Source organism: Paracoccus sp. UBA5162, assembly GCF_002413585.1.
Lineage (GTDB): Bacteria > Pseudomonadota > Alphaproteobacteria > Rhodobacterales > Rhodobacteraceae > Paracoccus.
Genome location: NZ_DHXG01000073.1, coordinates 36,949 through 51,206, shown reverse-complemented (window position 1 = coordinate 51,206; position 14,258 = coordinate 36,949). Strand labels below are relative to the sequence as shown.

The following is a 14,258-nucleotide window of genomic DNA, read 5'->3' as shown; positions in this document are numbered from 1 at the left end:
ACCCGTCCGCGCCGCTTGCGTCACCTGCGACGCTTGGACAATGATCTGCGGATGAACGGAAAAATTCGTCCGGGTGCAACCGGAACCCTCTCTCGTCCGTGACTGTTCGACAGGACGACCTGCGGAGACCCGACCGAGATGCGCTTTTTCAAGGCCGCGATGCTGATTGCCGTTACCGCCCTCAGCCTTGGCGGATGCGCCGCCCTGCTGGACAATCAGGTCGAGCGGCGTGCCGAAGCGGCCGAACGGCGTTTTCCCCCGACCGGTCAGTTGCTCGAAGTGAACGGCCTGACGGTTCATGCCGACATTCGCGGGCAAGGTCCGGATCTGGTCCTGCTGCACGGTGCCAGCGGCAGCAGCCGCGATTTCACCTTCGACCTGGTCGGGCGCCTGCAGGACAGATACCGCGTCATCACCTTCGACCGACCCGGTCTGGGATGGACCGATCCCTTGCCCGAAGGCAACGACGACCCGCGCCGTCAGGCCGATCTTCTGCGCCAGGCGGCCGACCAGCTTGGCGTGCGCAATCCTGTCGTTCTGGGCCACAGTTATGGCGGCGCGGTTGCGATGGCATGGGCCTTGGGCGATCCCGACGGCACCGCCGCGCTGGTGCTGCTGGCGGGGGCGACCTACCCCTGGGAAGGTGAGCTTGGCGGATTGTCGCCCTTTCTCGCCACTCCCTTTGGCAGGGCCGTGGCCGCACCGATGATCTCGGCCTTCGCGCCGAAATCCACCGTCGATCGCGCGATCGCCGAGATTTTCGCGCCCAATCCGGTGCCGGACGGCTACGCCTCCTACGTCGGCGCCGAACTGACGCTGCGACAGGGCAGTCTGCTGGCCAATGCGCAGCAGGTGGCGAATCTGAAACCCTATCTCGAAAAGATGGCGCCGCTCTATCCAGGTCTGAACCAGCCGATCGAGATCGTGCATGGCGATGCCGATACGACTGTCGGACTGGACATTCACTCGCGCCGCATGGTGCGCGAGGTGCCGAGCGCCCGTCTGACGGTGCTGAAGGATGTGGGCCACATGCCTCATCACGCCGCCCCGGACCAGGTCGTGGCCGCCATCGACCGCGCCGCCGCCCGCGCCGGGCTGCGATGACGCGCCGTCGTGAAACCGCAAGCAAGGCCCGACTTGCCCGGGCCGAGGCAGACAGGAGTACGTCCAGATGCTGACCCTCTATGGTGTCACCCGCTCCCGCGCATCGCGCATCGTCTGGCTGTGCCACGAGATCGCCCTGCCTTTTCACCAGGTGCCGGTGATTCAGGCCTACCGCCTTGCCGATGCGGATGCGCCCGGCGCGCGGATGAACACACGCTCGCCCGGCTTTCTGGACCTGTCGCCCGCAGGCGCCATTCCGGTGATCGACGACGATGGATTGATCCTCAGCGAATCGATGGCCTGCACGCTGTATCTGGCGCGCCGACACGGCCAGCCCATAGGCCCCACCGACGCCGCCGAGGATGCGCTGATGATGCAGTGGAGCTTTTACGCGGCGACAGCCATCGAACCCGACGCCCTGACGATCCTGTTCCTGCATGGACGCGACCAGACACAATCCGGCGAGGACGCGGCCATCGTCGCGGATGCAGCCGGGAGGCTGATCCGGCCCTTGCGCGTGGTCGAAGATCATCTGGGCCGTCACAGCCATCTGATCGGCGACCGGTTTACCGTCGCCGACATCAATCTGGCCGAAGTTCTGCGCTATGCCCAATCCTACGGCGCCCTGATGCAGGAATTCCCCGCGATCACCGCCTGGCTGGACGCTTGCCAGGCCCGGCCGGCCTTTCGCCGCATGTGGGAGGCACGGCTGGCCGAGCCGGAATGATACGCTATCGCCCGCGCAAGTGGTTGCGGCCGAGGTTTCCAAAGCCACAACCACTTGCCCCACCCGGCCCGGACATGAGATAGTCGTCAAAACAGCCATAAACACGAGCAGCCCATGGCCGACGACCTTCTCTCTGCCGCCGATGCCAGCGTGGAAAGCTATTCCGCATCCTCGATCGAGGTGCTGGAGGGACTGGAACCGGTCCGCAAGCGCCCCGGCATGTATATCGGCGGCACCGATGAACGCGCCCTGCATCACCTTGTGGCCGAGATCCTCGACAATTCGATGGACGAGGCGGTCGCCGGCCATGCCAGCCGGATCGAGGTCGAACTGCTGGCTGATTTCAGTGTCGTGGTGCGCGACAACGGACGCGGCATTCCCATCGACCCGCATCCGAAATTTCCCGGAAAATCCGCGCTGGAGGTGATCCTGTGCACGCTTCATGCCGGGGGCAAGTTCTCGGGCGATGCCTATGCGACGTCGGGCGGTTTGCACGGCGTCGGCGCATCGGTCGTGAACGCGCTGTCCGACAGCCTGGTGGTTCAGGTCGCCCGCAACAAGGAACTGTTCGAGCAGCGATTCTCGCGCGGGGTGCCGGAAGGACCGGTCGAGAAGATCGGCGCGGCGCCGAACCGGCGCGGCACGACCGTCACCTTTCATGCCGACGAGGACATTTTCGGCCATCACCGCTTCAAGCCCGCGCGCCTGCTGAAGATGGTGAAATCCAAGGCCTACCTTTTCTCGGGCGTCGAAATCCGCTGGAAATCCGAGATCGACGACGGCGAGACGCCGACCGAGGCCAGCTTTCACTTTCCCGGCGGGCTGGCCGACTACCTGTCGGAAACGCTGGCCGGCGCGACCAGCTATGCCGACCGGCCTTTCGCGGGCAGCGTCGATTTCAAACGCTTCGACGCGCCGGGCAAGGTCGATTGGGCGATCAACTGGACGCCGGCCCGCGACGGCTTCATCCAGTCCTATTGCAACACCGTCCCCACCCCCGAGGGCGGCACCCACGAAGCCGGCTTCTGGGCCGCGATCCTCAAGGGCATCCGCGCCTATGGCGAACGGGTCAGCAACCGCAAGGCCGCCCAGATCACCCGCGAGGATCTGCTGACAGGCGGCTGCGCGCTGGTCAGCTGTTTCATCCGCGAGCCGGAATTCGTCGGCCAGACCAAGGACCGCCTGGCCACGACCGAAGCCGCGCGGCTGATCGAGGGTGCGGTGCGCGACCATTTCGACAACTGGCTGGCCTCGGACACGAAGTCGGCGGGCGCAATCCTCGATTTTCTGGTGCTGCGGTCCGAAGAACGTCTGCGCCGCCGGCAGGAAAAGGAAACCGCCCGGAAATCGGCGACCAAGAAACTGCGCCTGCCCGGCAAGCTGGTCGATTGCAGCGCCACCGCGCGCGACGGCACCGAATTGTTCATCGTCGAGGGCGACAGCGCCGGCGGCAGCGCCAAGATGGCGCGCGACCGCACCACACAGGCGCTGCTGCCCCTGCGCGGCAAGATCCTGAACGTGCTGGGCGCGGCCTCGTCCAAGCTGGGCCAGAACGCGGAAATCAATGATCTTTGCCAGGCGCTCGGGGTCGGGATGGGGACGCGCTTCAACGTGGACGATCTGCGCTACGACAAGATCATCATCATGACCGATGCGGATGTGGACGGGGCGCATATCGCATCGCTGCTGATGACCTTCTTCTTCACCCAGATGCGGCCGCTGATCGACAAGGGGCATCTCTATCTGGCCTGTCCGCCGCTGTATCGGCTGACGCAGGGCGCGCATCGCATCTATGTCGCCGATGACGCCGAGAAAGAGCGGATGCTGGCCAAGGGGCTGGGGGGCAAGGGCAAGATCGACGTGCAGCGGTTCAAGGGCCTGGGCGAGATGGACGCCAAGGATTTGAAGGACACGACGATGAACCCGAAGACGCGCAAGCTGATCCGGGTCAGCATCGACGATGACGAGGGCGGCGAAACCGGCGATCTGGTCGAGCGGCTGATGGGCAAGAAGCCCGAGCTTCGCTTTGAATACATTCAGGAAAACGCCCGTTTCGTGGAAGAGCTGGACGTCTGACCCGGCGGCGCGGACGGGATCCCGGCTACAGCGCGATGGCCGAGATCAGCCGGCCGTAATCGGCCTGCCCTTCATGCGTGGCGCGGCGATAGCTGAAGAAGCGCGCGGGGTCGGAATAGGTGCAATGGCCCGACCATTCGGCCTCGACCCCGGCAGCGCGCAGACGCGAGAGGCCGAAGGACGGCAAATCGAACATCGGCTTGCCGTTCGGACCGCCTGCGAAAAATCGATGGTAATCGGGATCTTCCAGCAGGAAATCCTCCATGAAATCCTGCCCGACCTCATAGGCCCGCTGGCTGATCGAGGGGCCGATCACGGCCCGGATCTGCGTCGCGCCCAGGGCCCGCATCGCGGCCACCGTCGCCTCGATCACTCCGGACAGGGCCCCGCGCCAGCCGGCATGACAGGCGCCGATCACGCCCGCCTGCGGATCGGCCAGCAGAATCGGCTGGCAATCGGCCGTCAGCACCGCCAGCGCCACGTCGCGCCGCGCCGTCACGATCCCGTCGGCTCTCTGGTCGCGGATCGCCTCGACATCCTCGCCCGCGGCCAGCGTCACCACATCGGCCGAATGAACCTGTTTCACGGTCGCCAGGCTGGCGGCCGGAACCCCCATCGCCTGCGCCACGCGCCCGCGATTGACCCGCACCATATCGGCCTGGTCGCTGGAACGTCGGCCACAATTCAGCCCCGCAAAAAGCCCCGACGACGCACCGCCCTTCCGGGTGAAAAATCCGTGCCTCACATCCGAAAGCAGCGGGTGGTTCAGGATCTCAAGCGTTGTCTGCATGAAGCCTCAGCGCGTCGAATCCGGGCACCGGCGGCGCCCCGCGGGGCCAGATGGCCATCGCCTTGAACAAGTGACCCATTTTGTCTGCGGCGGTCAAGCGATCAAGTGCGACCATCGCACCCCGATCCCCGGCCGCGGCCAGCCTGCGCGCCCGATCTGCGGCGCCCAGAGACAGCAGCCAGTCACCCTGATGGATCGGGCGCGATGCCACCGCGCCCGCCTGGATGGAGGCCGCCGCCAGCGGTGCGAAATCGACATGGGCGGTCAGATCGGCCTCGCCGGGATGGGCCAGCGGATCCTCGGGGCGATGCGCGCGCAGGGCCTGAAACGTATCGCCAACACCGTTCCAGCCGCCGTAATCGACAAGGATCGCCGCGCCGCCATGGCTGGCAACGCGCGAGGCGATGGCAGTGACGATGGCGGTCGCGGCGGGCCGATCCTCGATCACCTCGCCGACCTGTCCTTCACGCGGCAGAAGGACCGGCGGCGCAAGACCCATGCGCAGGCCGTTTTCATCGCCGCTGACGACACGTTCGGCCCAGCCGTCATCCAGGCGCTGAAACTGCCGGATCGGCAGGGCATCGAAAAATTCGTTTGCAATCAGGAACAATGGCTTGTCCGGCAGTTCCTCAACGTGATCGAGATGCCGGATCGCGCCCAGCCGGTCTTTCTGGACCTGGCGTAGAAAGGGCGATGCCTCGATCAGCGCCACCTCGGCCGCGTCCGACATGCCGGGCACGGCCCGGATCGCACGCAGCATGTCCGCCATCAGCGTCCCGCGTCCCGGCCCCGGCTCGGCCAGGGTAAAGGGCGCGGGGCGGCCCTGATCCATCCAGGCCTGCGCCAGGGCGAGCCCGCATAACTCGCCGAAGATCTGAGAGATTTCCGGGGCGGTGGTGAAATCGCCCGCGGCCCCGAAGGGATCGCGGCTGGCATAATAGCCATGACGCGGATGCATCAGGCACAATTCCATGTAATCGGCCAGCGTCATCGGCCCGGCGACGCGGATACGCTGTGCGATCACGCGCGCCAGCGGCGTCATGCGATGGCGGGGCGACGTCTGGCCCAGAGGACGAAGAACAGACCCACCAGCAGCATTGGCAGCGACAGAAGCTGACCCATGCTCAGCCCGATCACCGGCCCGCCGATCACATGGCCCAGCGGATTGTCGGGCGTGATGAATTGCGGATCGGCGACCCGGAAAAATTCCACGAAGAAGCGGGCCAGGCTGTATCCGACAAGGAACACCCCGAACAACAGGCCGGGCCGCCGCAGGCCGCCGGCGCGCAGCACGGCCCAGAGGATCAGACCCAGCAGCAAGCCCTCCAGCCCCGCCTCGTAGAGCTGGCTGGGATGGCGGGCGCAGATCCCTTCGACGCCCGGACAGGATTGCGCGGCCTCGCCGGGAAAGATCACGCCCCACGGCATGTCGGTCGGCCGGCCCCAGAGTTCGGCGTTGATGAAATTCGCGATGCGGCCGAAGAACAGCCCGATCGGGGCCACGACCGACATCGCGTCGGCCACGCGCAGAGGCGGGATGTCGTGGCGCCTGCAGAAGATCCACGTGGCCAGGATGACGCCCGCGAAGCCTCCGTGAAAGCTCATCCCGCCCTCCCAGACCTTGAGGATCTCGGCGGGGTTCGAAAGATAATAGCCCGGCTGATAGAACAGCACGAAGCCCAGGCGGCCGCCCAGGATCACGCCCAGGATGACCCAGGTCAGCAGATCGTCGACCGCCTCCGGTCGCATCGGCGCCCGGTCGCCCCAGACCGCGTCGTTGCGCATCATGCGTATCAGCAGCCGCCAGCCCAGCAGCAGCCCCGCCAGATAGGCCAGCGCATACCAGCGCAGCGACAGCGAAAGGCCGCCCAGATCGATGGTGAAGATCTCGGGCGAAATGTCGGGAAAGGGAATCATGGGGGCCTCGCGGAATGCGGGGCGCACGCTAGCGGCGCAGGATGCGGTGTCAACCGGCGCTTCGCCGCACCCCGCGGCGTTGAAGCCCGCGCCGCCACGCCCATATAAGGTCGCAAAGGCAGGAGCGATTCATGACCACGCAGAACAAGTTCTTCGACGATATCTCCAAGATGATGACCAACGCGATGGGCGTGGCCCAGGGTGCGAAATCCGAGGCCGAGACCGCGATGAAGGGCTGGGTCGATCGCTGGCTGGCGGATCGCGACTTCGTGACACGGGAAGAATTCGATGCCGTGCGGGAAATGGCGATCAAGGCACGGACCGAGAACGCCGCGCTGAAGGCGCGCCTGGATGCGCTGGAAAAGACGGTTCAGGGCTGAACCCGATCGCGCAACGCGCCCATCCGGTCATAGAGCAGCACCTCGCCCGTCTGGGTGACGACGACGATCCAGTCGCGGGCGAAGGTGACGGCCTCGGCGCGCGCATCCTCGGGCAGCGAGATGGTGGCAGGCAGGTCCGGCAGCACGGGTTGGCCAAGGCGCAGCCAGAGCAGTCCGACCAGCGCGATCACGCCCAGGCCCATGACCACCGCCAGTCCGGTGACCAGTCGTTTCAGGAAGCGCAGTTCCGGAACCGCTTCCGCAGCGTCGCTCCATTGCCTATCATCGTTGCCCATGTCGACCCTTCTGATCACCATCCCGGCCAATCCGCCCGACCGGCTTGATAAGGCGCTTGCGCTGGCAGTGCCAGAGGCCGCTGCTCTGTCGCGGTCCCGTCTGGCGCGCCTGATCGCCGAGGGCGCCGTCAGCGGCCCCGGCGGCGTTGCCCGCGACGGCAAGGCGCGGGTGGCCGAGGGTCAGCAATACCGCATCGCCCTGCCCCAGATCGCCGCGGTCGAGACGCGGCCGGAACCCATTCCTTTGACCATCGTTCACGAGGATGCCGATCTGATCGTCATCGACAAGCCGCCGGGCATGGTCGTGCATCCCGCGCCGGGCAGCCCCTCGGGCACCCTGGTCAATGCCTTGCTGGCGCATTGCGGCGACAGCCTGTCCGGGATCGGCGGGGAAAGACGGCCCGGCATCGTCCACCGCATCGACAAGGACACATCGGGGCTGCTGGTTGTCGCCAAGTCCGACCGCGCCCATCACGGGCTTGCCGCGCAATTCGAGGCGCATACGGCGCAGCGCCGCTATCTGGCGCTGGCCCATGGCGTGATCGACGCCGCCGACCCGCGTCTGCGCGGCACGCCCGGCCTGACCTTCGAGGATGGCGGCGTGCTGAAGATCGCCTCGCGGCTGGCGCGCCATGCAACCGACCGGCAGCGGCAAGCGGTCTGGTTCGACAAGGGCCGCCATGCCGTCACCCGCGCCAGAATGATCGAAAGCTTTGGCCGGCCTCCCTCGGCGATGCTGGTCGAATGCCGGCTGGAGACCGGCCGCACGCACCAGATCCGCGTCCATATGTCTCATGCCGGGCTGGGGCTGATCGGCGATCCGGTCTATGGCGGTGCGCGCCGGGCCTCGATCCGGTCCCTCGGAGAGGCGGCGGCAGAGGTTCAGGCCTTTCCCCGGCAGGCCCTGCACGCGGCGCATCTGGGCTTTGACCATCCCGTCAGCCAGCAGGCGCTGGCCTTTGACAGCCCTCTGCCGCAGGACATGCAAAGATTGCTGGACCGTCTGCGCGGCGCGCCCTCTTGACGGCAACGTGAACCGCGCCCAGATTGCATTGCACGAAATACCCGACAGATTGTGTCACGACCTCGTCTGTTCCCAGGCTGCGCGGCCCGGCGCCCGGAACCGCAATCGCGCCGCCTGCGTTTCCCGGACTCTGCGAAAGGCCCTTTGCGATGGCGACTTATGCGAATTTACCGGCCCCCTCACCCGAACAGGGTCTGAACCGCTATCTTCAGGAAATCCGCAAGTTTCCGCTGCTGGAACCCGAAGAAGAATACATGCTGGCCAAGGCGTGGGTGGATCATGAGGACAGCGAGGCCGCCCACAAGATGGTGACCAGTCACCTGCGGCTGGCCGCCAAGATCGCCATGGGCTATCGCGGCTATGGTTTGCCGCAGGCCGAGGTGATCAGCGAGGCCAATGTCGGGCTGATGCAGGCGGTCAAACGATTTGATCCCGAAAAGGGCTTTCGCCTCGCGACCTATGCGATGTGGTGGATCCGCGCCTCGATTCAGGAATATATCCTGCGCTCGTGGTCGCTGGTGAAGATGGGCACGACCAGCGCGCAGAAGAAACTGTTTTTCAACCTGCGCAAGGCCAAATCCAAGATCGGCGCGCTGGAAGAGGGCGATCTGCGCCCCGAGAACGTGGCCCAGATCGCAACCGACCTGAACGTGACCGAACAGGAGGTCATCGACATGAACCGGCGCATGTCGGGTGGCGATGCCTCGCTGAACGCGACCGTCGGCTCGGCCGATGGGGATTCGACGGCGCAGTGGCAGGACTGGCTAGAGGACGAGGATGCCAATCAGGCCGACGCCTATGCCGAAAGCGAGGAACTGGACACCCGCCGGCAGATGCTGATCGCCGCGATGGATGTGCTGAACGATCGCGAGAAGGACATCCTGATGGAGCGTCGCCTGCGCGACGATCCCATGACGCTGGAAGACCTGTCCGGCCGCTATGATGTCAGCCGCGAGCGGATCCGCCAGATCGAGGTTCGCGCCTTCGAGAAGTTGCAGGATCGGATGCGGGTCCTGGCACGAGAGAAGGGGATGCGGGTGCCGGAAGGGGCCGAATAGCCTCGGCCTCGGGCCGGTTTGGCGCTGCGGCGGAAAGCATGGCGCGGCGATCCGCGCTTCGCGCCGATTGACCTGAAATCCCATCGCGCTATGGTCATCGCGAGGCAGGAAGACCAGACAGGATGACCGCGCTCAGCGAATTTCAACGGCTCGAGGCTCAGGGCTCGTGGCGCGAGTCGCCGGACGCCCGGCTGCGCGAGGTTGTCGTCTCTTTCGGCGACGCGACGCTGATGCTGTCCGATCCGAAATCCGACACGCCGCTGTCTCACTGGTCGCTGCCCGCGGTGACCCGCCTCAATCCGGGCAAGAGCCCGGCCATCTTTTCCCCCGGCCCCGACGATCGCGACGAAACCGTCGAGATCGAGGATCCGGTCATGATCGAGGCCATCGCCCGGGTGCACCGCGCCATCGCCTCGCGCCGGGCCCATCCGGGGCGTCTGCGCGACGGGCTGACCGTGGTTGCGATTCTGGCGATGCTGGCTGCACTGGTCTTCTGGCTACCCGATACGCTTGTCCGCCACGCGGCCCGGATCGCGCCGCCCGCCCAGGCGCGCCAGATCGGCGAGGCGGTTCTGGCCGATGTCGAACGCAGCACCGGCGCGGTCTGCAAACGCCAATCCGGACAGGCGGTGCTGGACTGGCTGACGCCACGACTGCTTGGCGACGAGGCGGCGATCCGCGTCGTGCCGGGACCATTGAACACGGCGCTGCGCCTTCCCGGCGACCTTTACGTCATGGGGGCCGATCTGCTGGTCGGCGCCTCCGGCCCCGAGGCAGCGGCGGGTCATCTTCTGGCCGCCCGGCAGGTCGAAACCGACAAAGAGGCCCGGCAGGAGGCCCTGGGCTATGCCGGATTGACAACCGCCCTGCGGCTGATGACGCTGGGTTCCCTGCCCGAGGGGGCGATGACCGGCTATGGACCGACCTTGCTGTCAAATCACGCATCGCGCCGGGGCGACGATCAGGCGCTGCTGGCCCAGTTTGCCCGCGTCGGAATCTCAAGCCAGCCCTATGCCCGTTCGATCGACCCGACCGGAGCCTCGGTCCTGCCTCTGATCGAGGGTGATCCCTTCCGCAGCGCCACGCCGCCGAAACCGCTGCTGACCGACCAGCAATGGCTGGCGCTGCAACAGATCTGTGCCGGATGATGCCCGAAAGGATCAGATGACCGACCCGACCAGTCTCGACGCCACCGATCTCTCTGCGGCCATCGCCGACGGAAGGCTTCGTGCCGAGACCGTCATGACGGCGTATCTGGACCGGATCGAGGCACTCAATCCCGGTCTCAACGCCATTGTCAGCCTGCGGCCGCGCGACGAATTGCTGGCCGAGGCCCGCCGGGCCGATACCGCCCCGCGCAGGGGCTGGCTGCACGGGATGCCGGTCGCGATCAAGGATCTGGCCGCCGTCAAGGGCATCCGCACGACCTGGGGCTCGCCCATCTTTGCCGATCACGTGCCGCAGGAAGACGATGTGGTCGTGGCGCGAATGCGCGCGGCCGGGGCGATCTTCATCGGCAAGACCAATACGCCCGAATGGGGCCTTGGCTCGCACACATTCAACGAGGTCTTCGGCGCCACGCGCAACCCCTACGATCCCGCGCGCACGGCGGGCGGGTCATCGGGCGGCGCGGCGGCGGCGCTGGCCGCGCGGCTGCTGCCGGTCGCGGACGGATCCGACATGATGGGAAGCCTGCGCAACCCGGCCGCCTTTTGCAACGTCTACGGGTTCCGCCCTAGCTGGGGGCTGGTGCCGGGCGAACCGCAGGGCGACGGCTTCATGGCCACGATGGCGACGCTGGGTCCGATGGGACGCAGCCCCCGCGATCTGGCGCAATTGCTGTCGGTCATGGCCGGACCCCACCCCGCGGTTCCCCTTGGCCGCGAGATGCGCGACGACGACGACGCGCTTGACGGCCGCATCGAGCGGCTGCGCATCGGCTGGCTGGGCGACTGGGGCGGCGCCTATCCCTGCGAGGACGGGATCGTGTCGCTCTGCAGCGCCGGACTGGATGTCCTGGCCGATCTGGGCTGCGAGATCGTGCCCCTGAACCCGCCCTTTCCCGCCGAAAAGCTGTGGCATTCGTGGATGATCCTGCGCGCCTTTCTCAACGCGGGCAGCAAGCGGGCGCTTCATGACGATCCGGTCAGGCGTGTACTTCTGAAGCCGGAGGCGATCTGGGAAATCGAGCAGGGCCTGACCCTGAGTGCCGCCGATGTCTATGCCGCCAGCGAGATTCGCAGCCAATGGTATCGCCGCGCCGCGAAACTGTTCGAGCAGGTGGATGTCATCGCCCTGCCCTCGGCGCAGTTCTGGCCCTTCCCGGTCGAATGGCGCTGGCCGCATCAGGTGGGCGGCCGTCCCGCCGATACCTATCACCGCTGGATGGAAATCGTCGTTCCGGTCAGCCTTGCCGGCCTGCCCTGCCTTTCGGTGCCGGTGGGCTTCGGCGCCTCGGGTCTGCCGATGGGGATGCAGCTTGCCGGAGCGACCGGGAAGGATGCCGCGATCCTGCGACTGGGCCAGGCCTGGCACCAGGCAACCCGCTGGCCCGATCGCCGCCCTTGACGGCGATCCTGACCTGGCGGATTTCAACGATCGCGACTTTCCGATCTTCGGAGCGGCAGCCGGCGGCCGAAGCCCCGCCGGCGCCTCAGCCGGTGGGCAGGCGCAATGCCGTCAGCACCGTGGCCAGCGCGTTTCGCGGAAGCATGACCAGCATCCGGCCTTCGATCCGCAGGGTTACCAATCCCGTGGCCATGTTCGATGTGCCGACGCGGCCGGCGGGGTCGAACTCGATCCCCTCGATTGGCCATTCAAGCCCGGTGCTGACACCGCGGGCCGGTCCCATGGGAAACAGCGAAACCCGCGTGCCGGGCATCAAGGGCAGCGTCGTCCGCGAGGGCGCGCGGAAGATCACATCGTCCCGGGACAGCATCACCACCGGCGGTCGGGGCGCTCGCGCCATCAGCGACAGCGCGGCCAGCGTGTGATCGACGCGCAGGCCGGTAAAGCCCACGGCAAGGACGAAAGGCGCCGCGATCCGGCCAAGGCATTTGCCGAAATCGGTGCTGTCCTGTTCGGCCACGCGCACGACGCGATCGGCGGGAACCATGCTTTCGGCGCCGGAACTGATCGAATCCAGATCGCCGATGACCCAGTCGGGCCGTCGGCCCAGGGCCAGCGCACGATCCGCGCCGCCATCGGCCGCGACCAGGGTCGGCGCAATGGCCAGCGCGGTCAGCAGGTCGGGTTTCGCCACCGCGCCGCCGCCGATCACGGTTACCCCGCGATCCGCGATGACGACCGGCGCAATCATTCCTCGCGCCCGATTCCGGTGAATACGCGCCGCAAGGGCAGGATCCAGATCACTCCCAGCAGGACATAGACCGCCAACTCGATCCAGATCGGCTGCCGGCCCCAGCGATCATCCATCCAGTTGACGAGAATCACCGCCACGATGATATAGGCCGGCAGACCCAGAACGAGGATCAGCAGCGACAAACGCTTGCGTGTCTTCAATCTCATGCCCGCTTCCTGCCCATTCTCGAAAAACACGACCCTCGGCCTGCTTTGGTCCGCCAAGTATCCCACGGGGGTCCAGGGGTGTGAAACCCCCGGCGGTCGCGGGACGCAGGGCCCCGGTTCAATCCGCGAAGGGATCGGTCACGAGAATCGTATCGTCGCGTTCGGGGCTGGTCGACAGCAGCGCAACCGGACATCGGATCAGTTCTTCGACCCGGCGGACATATTTCACCGCCGCCGCCGGCAGATCGGCCCAGCTTCGCGCGCCCTCCGTCGATTCCGCCCATCCCTCCATCTCTTCATAGATCGGCACCACCTTTGCCTGCAAGGCCGCCGCCGTCGGCAGGTAGTCATAGTGCCGGCCGTCGATTTCGTAGCCTGTGCAGATTCTCAGCGTCTCGAACCCGTCCAGCACGTCCAGCTTGGTCAGCGCGATGCCGTTCATGCCGCTGATCGCGCAGGTCTGGCGCACCAGTACCGCGTCGAACCAGCCGCAGCGCCGCTTGCGCCCGGTGACGGTACCGAATTCGTGGCCCCGCTCGCCCAGCCGCTGACCGTCGGAATCGTGCAACTCGGTCGGGAACGGGCCCTCGCCGACCCGCGTCGTATAGGCCTTGACGATGCCCAGGACGAAATCGATCGCGCCCGGCCCCATCCCGGTGCCCGAGGCCGCCATGCCCGAAACGGTGGTGGAACTGGTCACATAGGGATAGGTGCCGAAATCGATGTCCAGAAGCGAACCCTGCGCGCCCTCGAACAGGATCCGCTTGCCGGATTTGCGCGCCTCGGCCATGACCTTCCAGACCGGACCGGCATAGGGCAGCAGCTTGGGGGCGATGTCCAGCAGCTTGGCCTTCAACCCGGCCCGGTCGATCGGCTCGGCGCCCAGGCCCTGTCGCAGCGCGTCGTGATGGGCCAGAAGCCTGTCCAACCGCGCCTCCAGCGTTTCGTCGTCGCCCAGATCGGCGACCCGGATGGTGCGGCGGCCCACCTTGTCCTCGTAGGCCGGGCCGATCCCGCGGCCGGTGGTCCCGATCTTCGCCTTGCCGGCCGCCTCCTCGCGCAACTGGTCCAGATCCTGGTGCAGCGGCAGGATCAGCGGCGTGTTCTCGGCGATGATCAGGCTGTCTGTGTCGATGCGGACGCCCTGCGCGGCCAGCCTGTCGATCTCGGCAAACAGCGCCCAGGGATCCAGCACGACGCCGTTGCCGATGACCGCCAGCTTTCCCTCGCGGACGATGCCCGAGGGCAGAAGCGACAGCTTGAACACCGTCTCGCCGATGACCAGGGTGTGTCCGGCATTGTGGCCGCCCTGAAAGCGCGCGATCACGTCGGCCCGTTCGGACAGCCAGTCGACGATC

At 66.6% G+C, this 14,258-nt stretch carries 15 protein-coding genes; 8 read left to right on the top strand and 7 right to left on the bottom strand.

The window, feature by feature from the left end:
- Positions 1–138: 138 nt before the first annotated feature.
- The 3 genes from B4A72_RS10995 (at position 139) to parE (ending at position 3,907) form a co-directional block, all read left to right on the top strand.
- Positions 139–1,104 carry an alpha/beta fold hydrolase gene (locus B4A72_RS10995; RefSeq protein WP_292978583.1) on the top strand — a complete coding sequence of 322 codons (966 nt, stop codon included), beginning with the start codon at positions 139–141 and terminating at the stop codon, positions 1,102–1,104.
- Between the two features lie 67 nt (positions 1,105–1,171).
- Entirely contained in the window at positions 1,172–1,831 is a 660-nt protein-coding gene (locus B4A72_RS10990) for a glutathione S-transferase family protein (RefSeq protein WP_292955755.1), read from the top strand.
- Between the two features lie 114 nt (positions 1,832–1,945).
- The gene (gene parE, locus B4A72_RS10985; RefSeq protein ID WP_292955758.1) at positions 1,946–3,907 is read left to right on the top strand and encodes a DNA topoisomerase IV subunit B; all 1,962 of its coding nucleotides are present in this window, start codon (positions 1,946–1,948) and stop codon (positions 3,905–3,907) included.
- Between the two features lie 25 nt (positions 3,908–3,932).
- On the opposite strand, the gene pgeF is transcribed toward parE, so the two are convergent.
- The 3 genes from pgeF to lgt are packed head-to-tail and all read right to left on the bottom strand — an operon-like array spanning position 3,933 to position 6,614.
- A complete protein-coding gene (pgeF, locus tag B4A72_RS10980; RefSeq protein ID WP_292955761.1) occupies positions 3,933–4,697 on the bottom strand; it encodes a peptidoglycan editing factor PgeF in 765 nt (254 codons plus the stop codon).
- Positions 4,681–5,739, bottom strand: coding sequence for a class I SAM-dependent methyltransferase (locus B4A72_RS10975; protein WP_292978581.1), 1,059 nt, complete (start codon positions 5,737–5,739; stop codon positions 4,681–4,683). Before B4A72_RS10975 ends, pgeF begins: the two co-directional genes overlap by 17 nt.
- Positions 5,736–6,614 (bottom strand): prolipoprotein diacylglyceryl transferase, encoded by an 879-nt coding sequence (gene lgt, locus B4A72_RS10970; protein WP_292955770.1) that lies wholly within the window; start codon positions 6,612–6,614, stop codon positions 5,736–5,738. Before lgt ends, B4A72_RS10975 begins: the two co-directional genes overlap by 4 nt.
- A gap of 131 nt (positions 6,615–6,745) precedes the next feature.
- Between lgt and B4A72_RS10965 the strand changes: the two genes are divergently transcribed.
- The gene (locus B4A72_RS10965) at positions 6,746–6,994 is read left to right on the top strand and encodes an accessory factor UbiK family protein (protein WP_292955773.1); all 249 of its coding nucleotides are present in this window, start codon (positions 6,746–6,748) and stop codon (positions 6,992–6,994) included.
- Here the strand turns inward: B4A72_RS10965 and B4A72_RS10960 are convergent.
- Positions 6,985–7,290, bottom strand: a complete 306-nt coding sequence (locus tag B4A72_RS10960; RefSeq protein WP_292955776.1) for a DUF6476 family protein — start codon at positions 7,288–7,290, stop codon at positions 6,985–6,987. The genes B4A72_RS10965 and B4A72_RS10960 overlap by 10 nt on opposite strands.
- Between B4A72_RS10960 and B4A72_RS10955 the strand changes: the two genes are divergently transcribed.
- From B4A72_RS10955 to B4A72_RS10940, 4 genes are all read left to right on the top strand, one after another.
- Positions 7,289–8,314: an RluA family pseudouridine synthase gene (locus B4A72_RS10955; protein WP_292955779.1), complete on the top strand. Its 1,026-nt coding sequence runs from the start codon at positions 7,289–7,291 to the stop codon at positions 8,312–8,314. The two genes, B4A72_RS10960 and B4A72_RS10955, sit on opposite strands and share 2 nt — an antisense overlap.
- Positions 8,315–8,463: 149 nt before the next feature.
- Positions 8,464–9,372, top strand: a complete 909-nt coding sequence (rpoH, locus tag B4A72_RS10950; RefSeq protein ID WP_292955782.1) for an RNA polymerase sigma factor RpoH — start codon at positions 8,464–8,466, stop codon at positions 9,370–9,372.
- Positions 9,373–9,494: 122 nt separating this feature from the next.
- Positions 9,495–10,520, top strand: a complete 1,026-nt coding sequence (locus tag B4A72_RS10945; RefSeq protein ID WP_292955785.1) for a hypothetical protein — start codon at positions 9,495–9,497, stop codon at positions 10,518–10,520.
- 16 nt (positions 10,521–10,536) lie between these two features.
- Positions 10,537–11,940, top strand: coding sequence for an amidase (locus B4A72_RS10940; protein ID WP_292978579.1), 1,404 nt, complete (start codon positions 10,537–10,539; stop codon positions 11,938–11,940).
- A gap of 85 nt (positions 11,941–12,025) precedes the next feature.
- Here B4A72_RS10940 and B4A72_RS10935 read toward each other — a convergent pair whose 3' ends face one another.
- The 3 genes from B4A72_RS10935 to B4A72_RS10925 all read right to left on the bottom strand — a co-directional run bounded on the left by B4A72_RS10935 (position 12,026) and on the right by B4A72_RS10925 (position 14,257).
- Positions 12,026–12,691, bottom strand: coding sequence for a thiamine diphosphokinase (locus B4A72_RS10935; protein ID WP_292955791.1), 666 nt, complete (start codon positions 12,689–12,691; stop codon positions 12,026–12,028).
- The gene (locus tag B4A72_RS10930) at positions 12,688–12,900 is read right to left on the bottom strand and encodes a DUF2842 domain-containing protein (protein WP_292955794.1); all 213 of its coding nucleotides are present in this window, start codon (positions 12,898–12,900) and stop codon (positions 12,688–12,690) included. The genes B4A72_RS10935 and B4A72_RS10930 overlap by 4 nt, the downstream gene beginning before the upstream one ends.
- Before the next feature lie 118 nt (positions 12,901–13,018).
- Positions 13,019–14,257, bottom strand: a complete 1,239-nt coding sequence (locus tag B4A72_RS10925; RefSeq protein WP_292978577.1) for an adenylosuccinate synthase — start codon at positions 14,255–14,257, stop codon at positions 13,019–13,021.
- Position 14,258 lies beyond the last annotated feature (1 nt).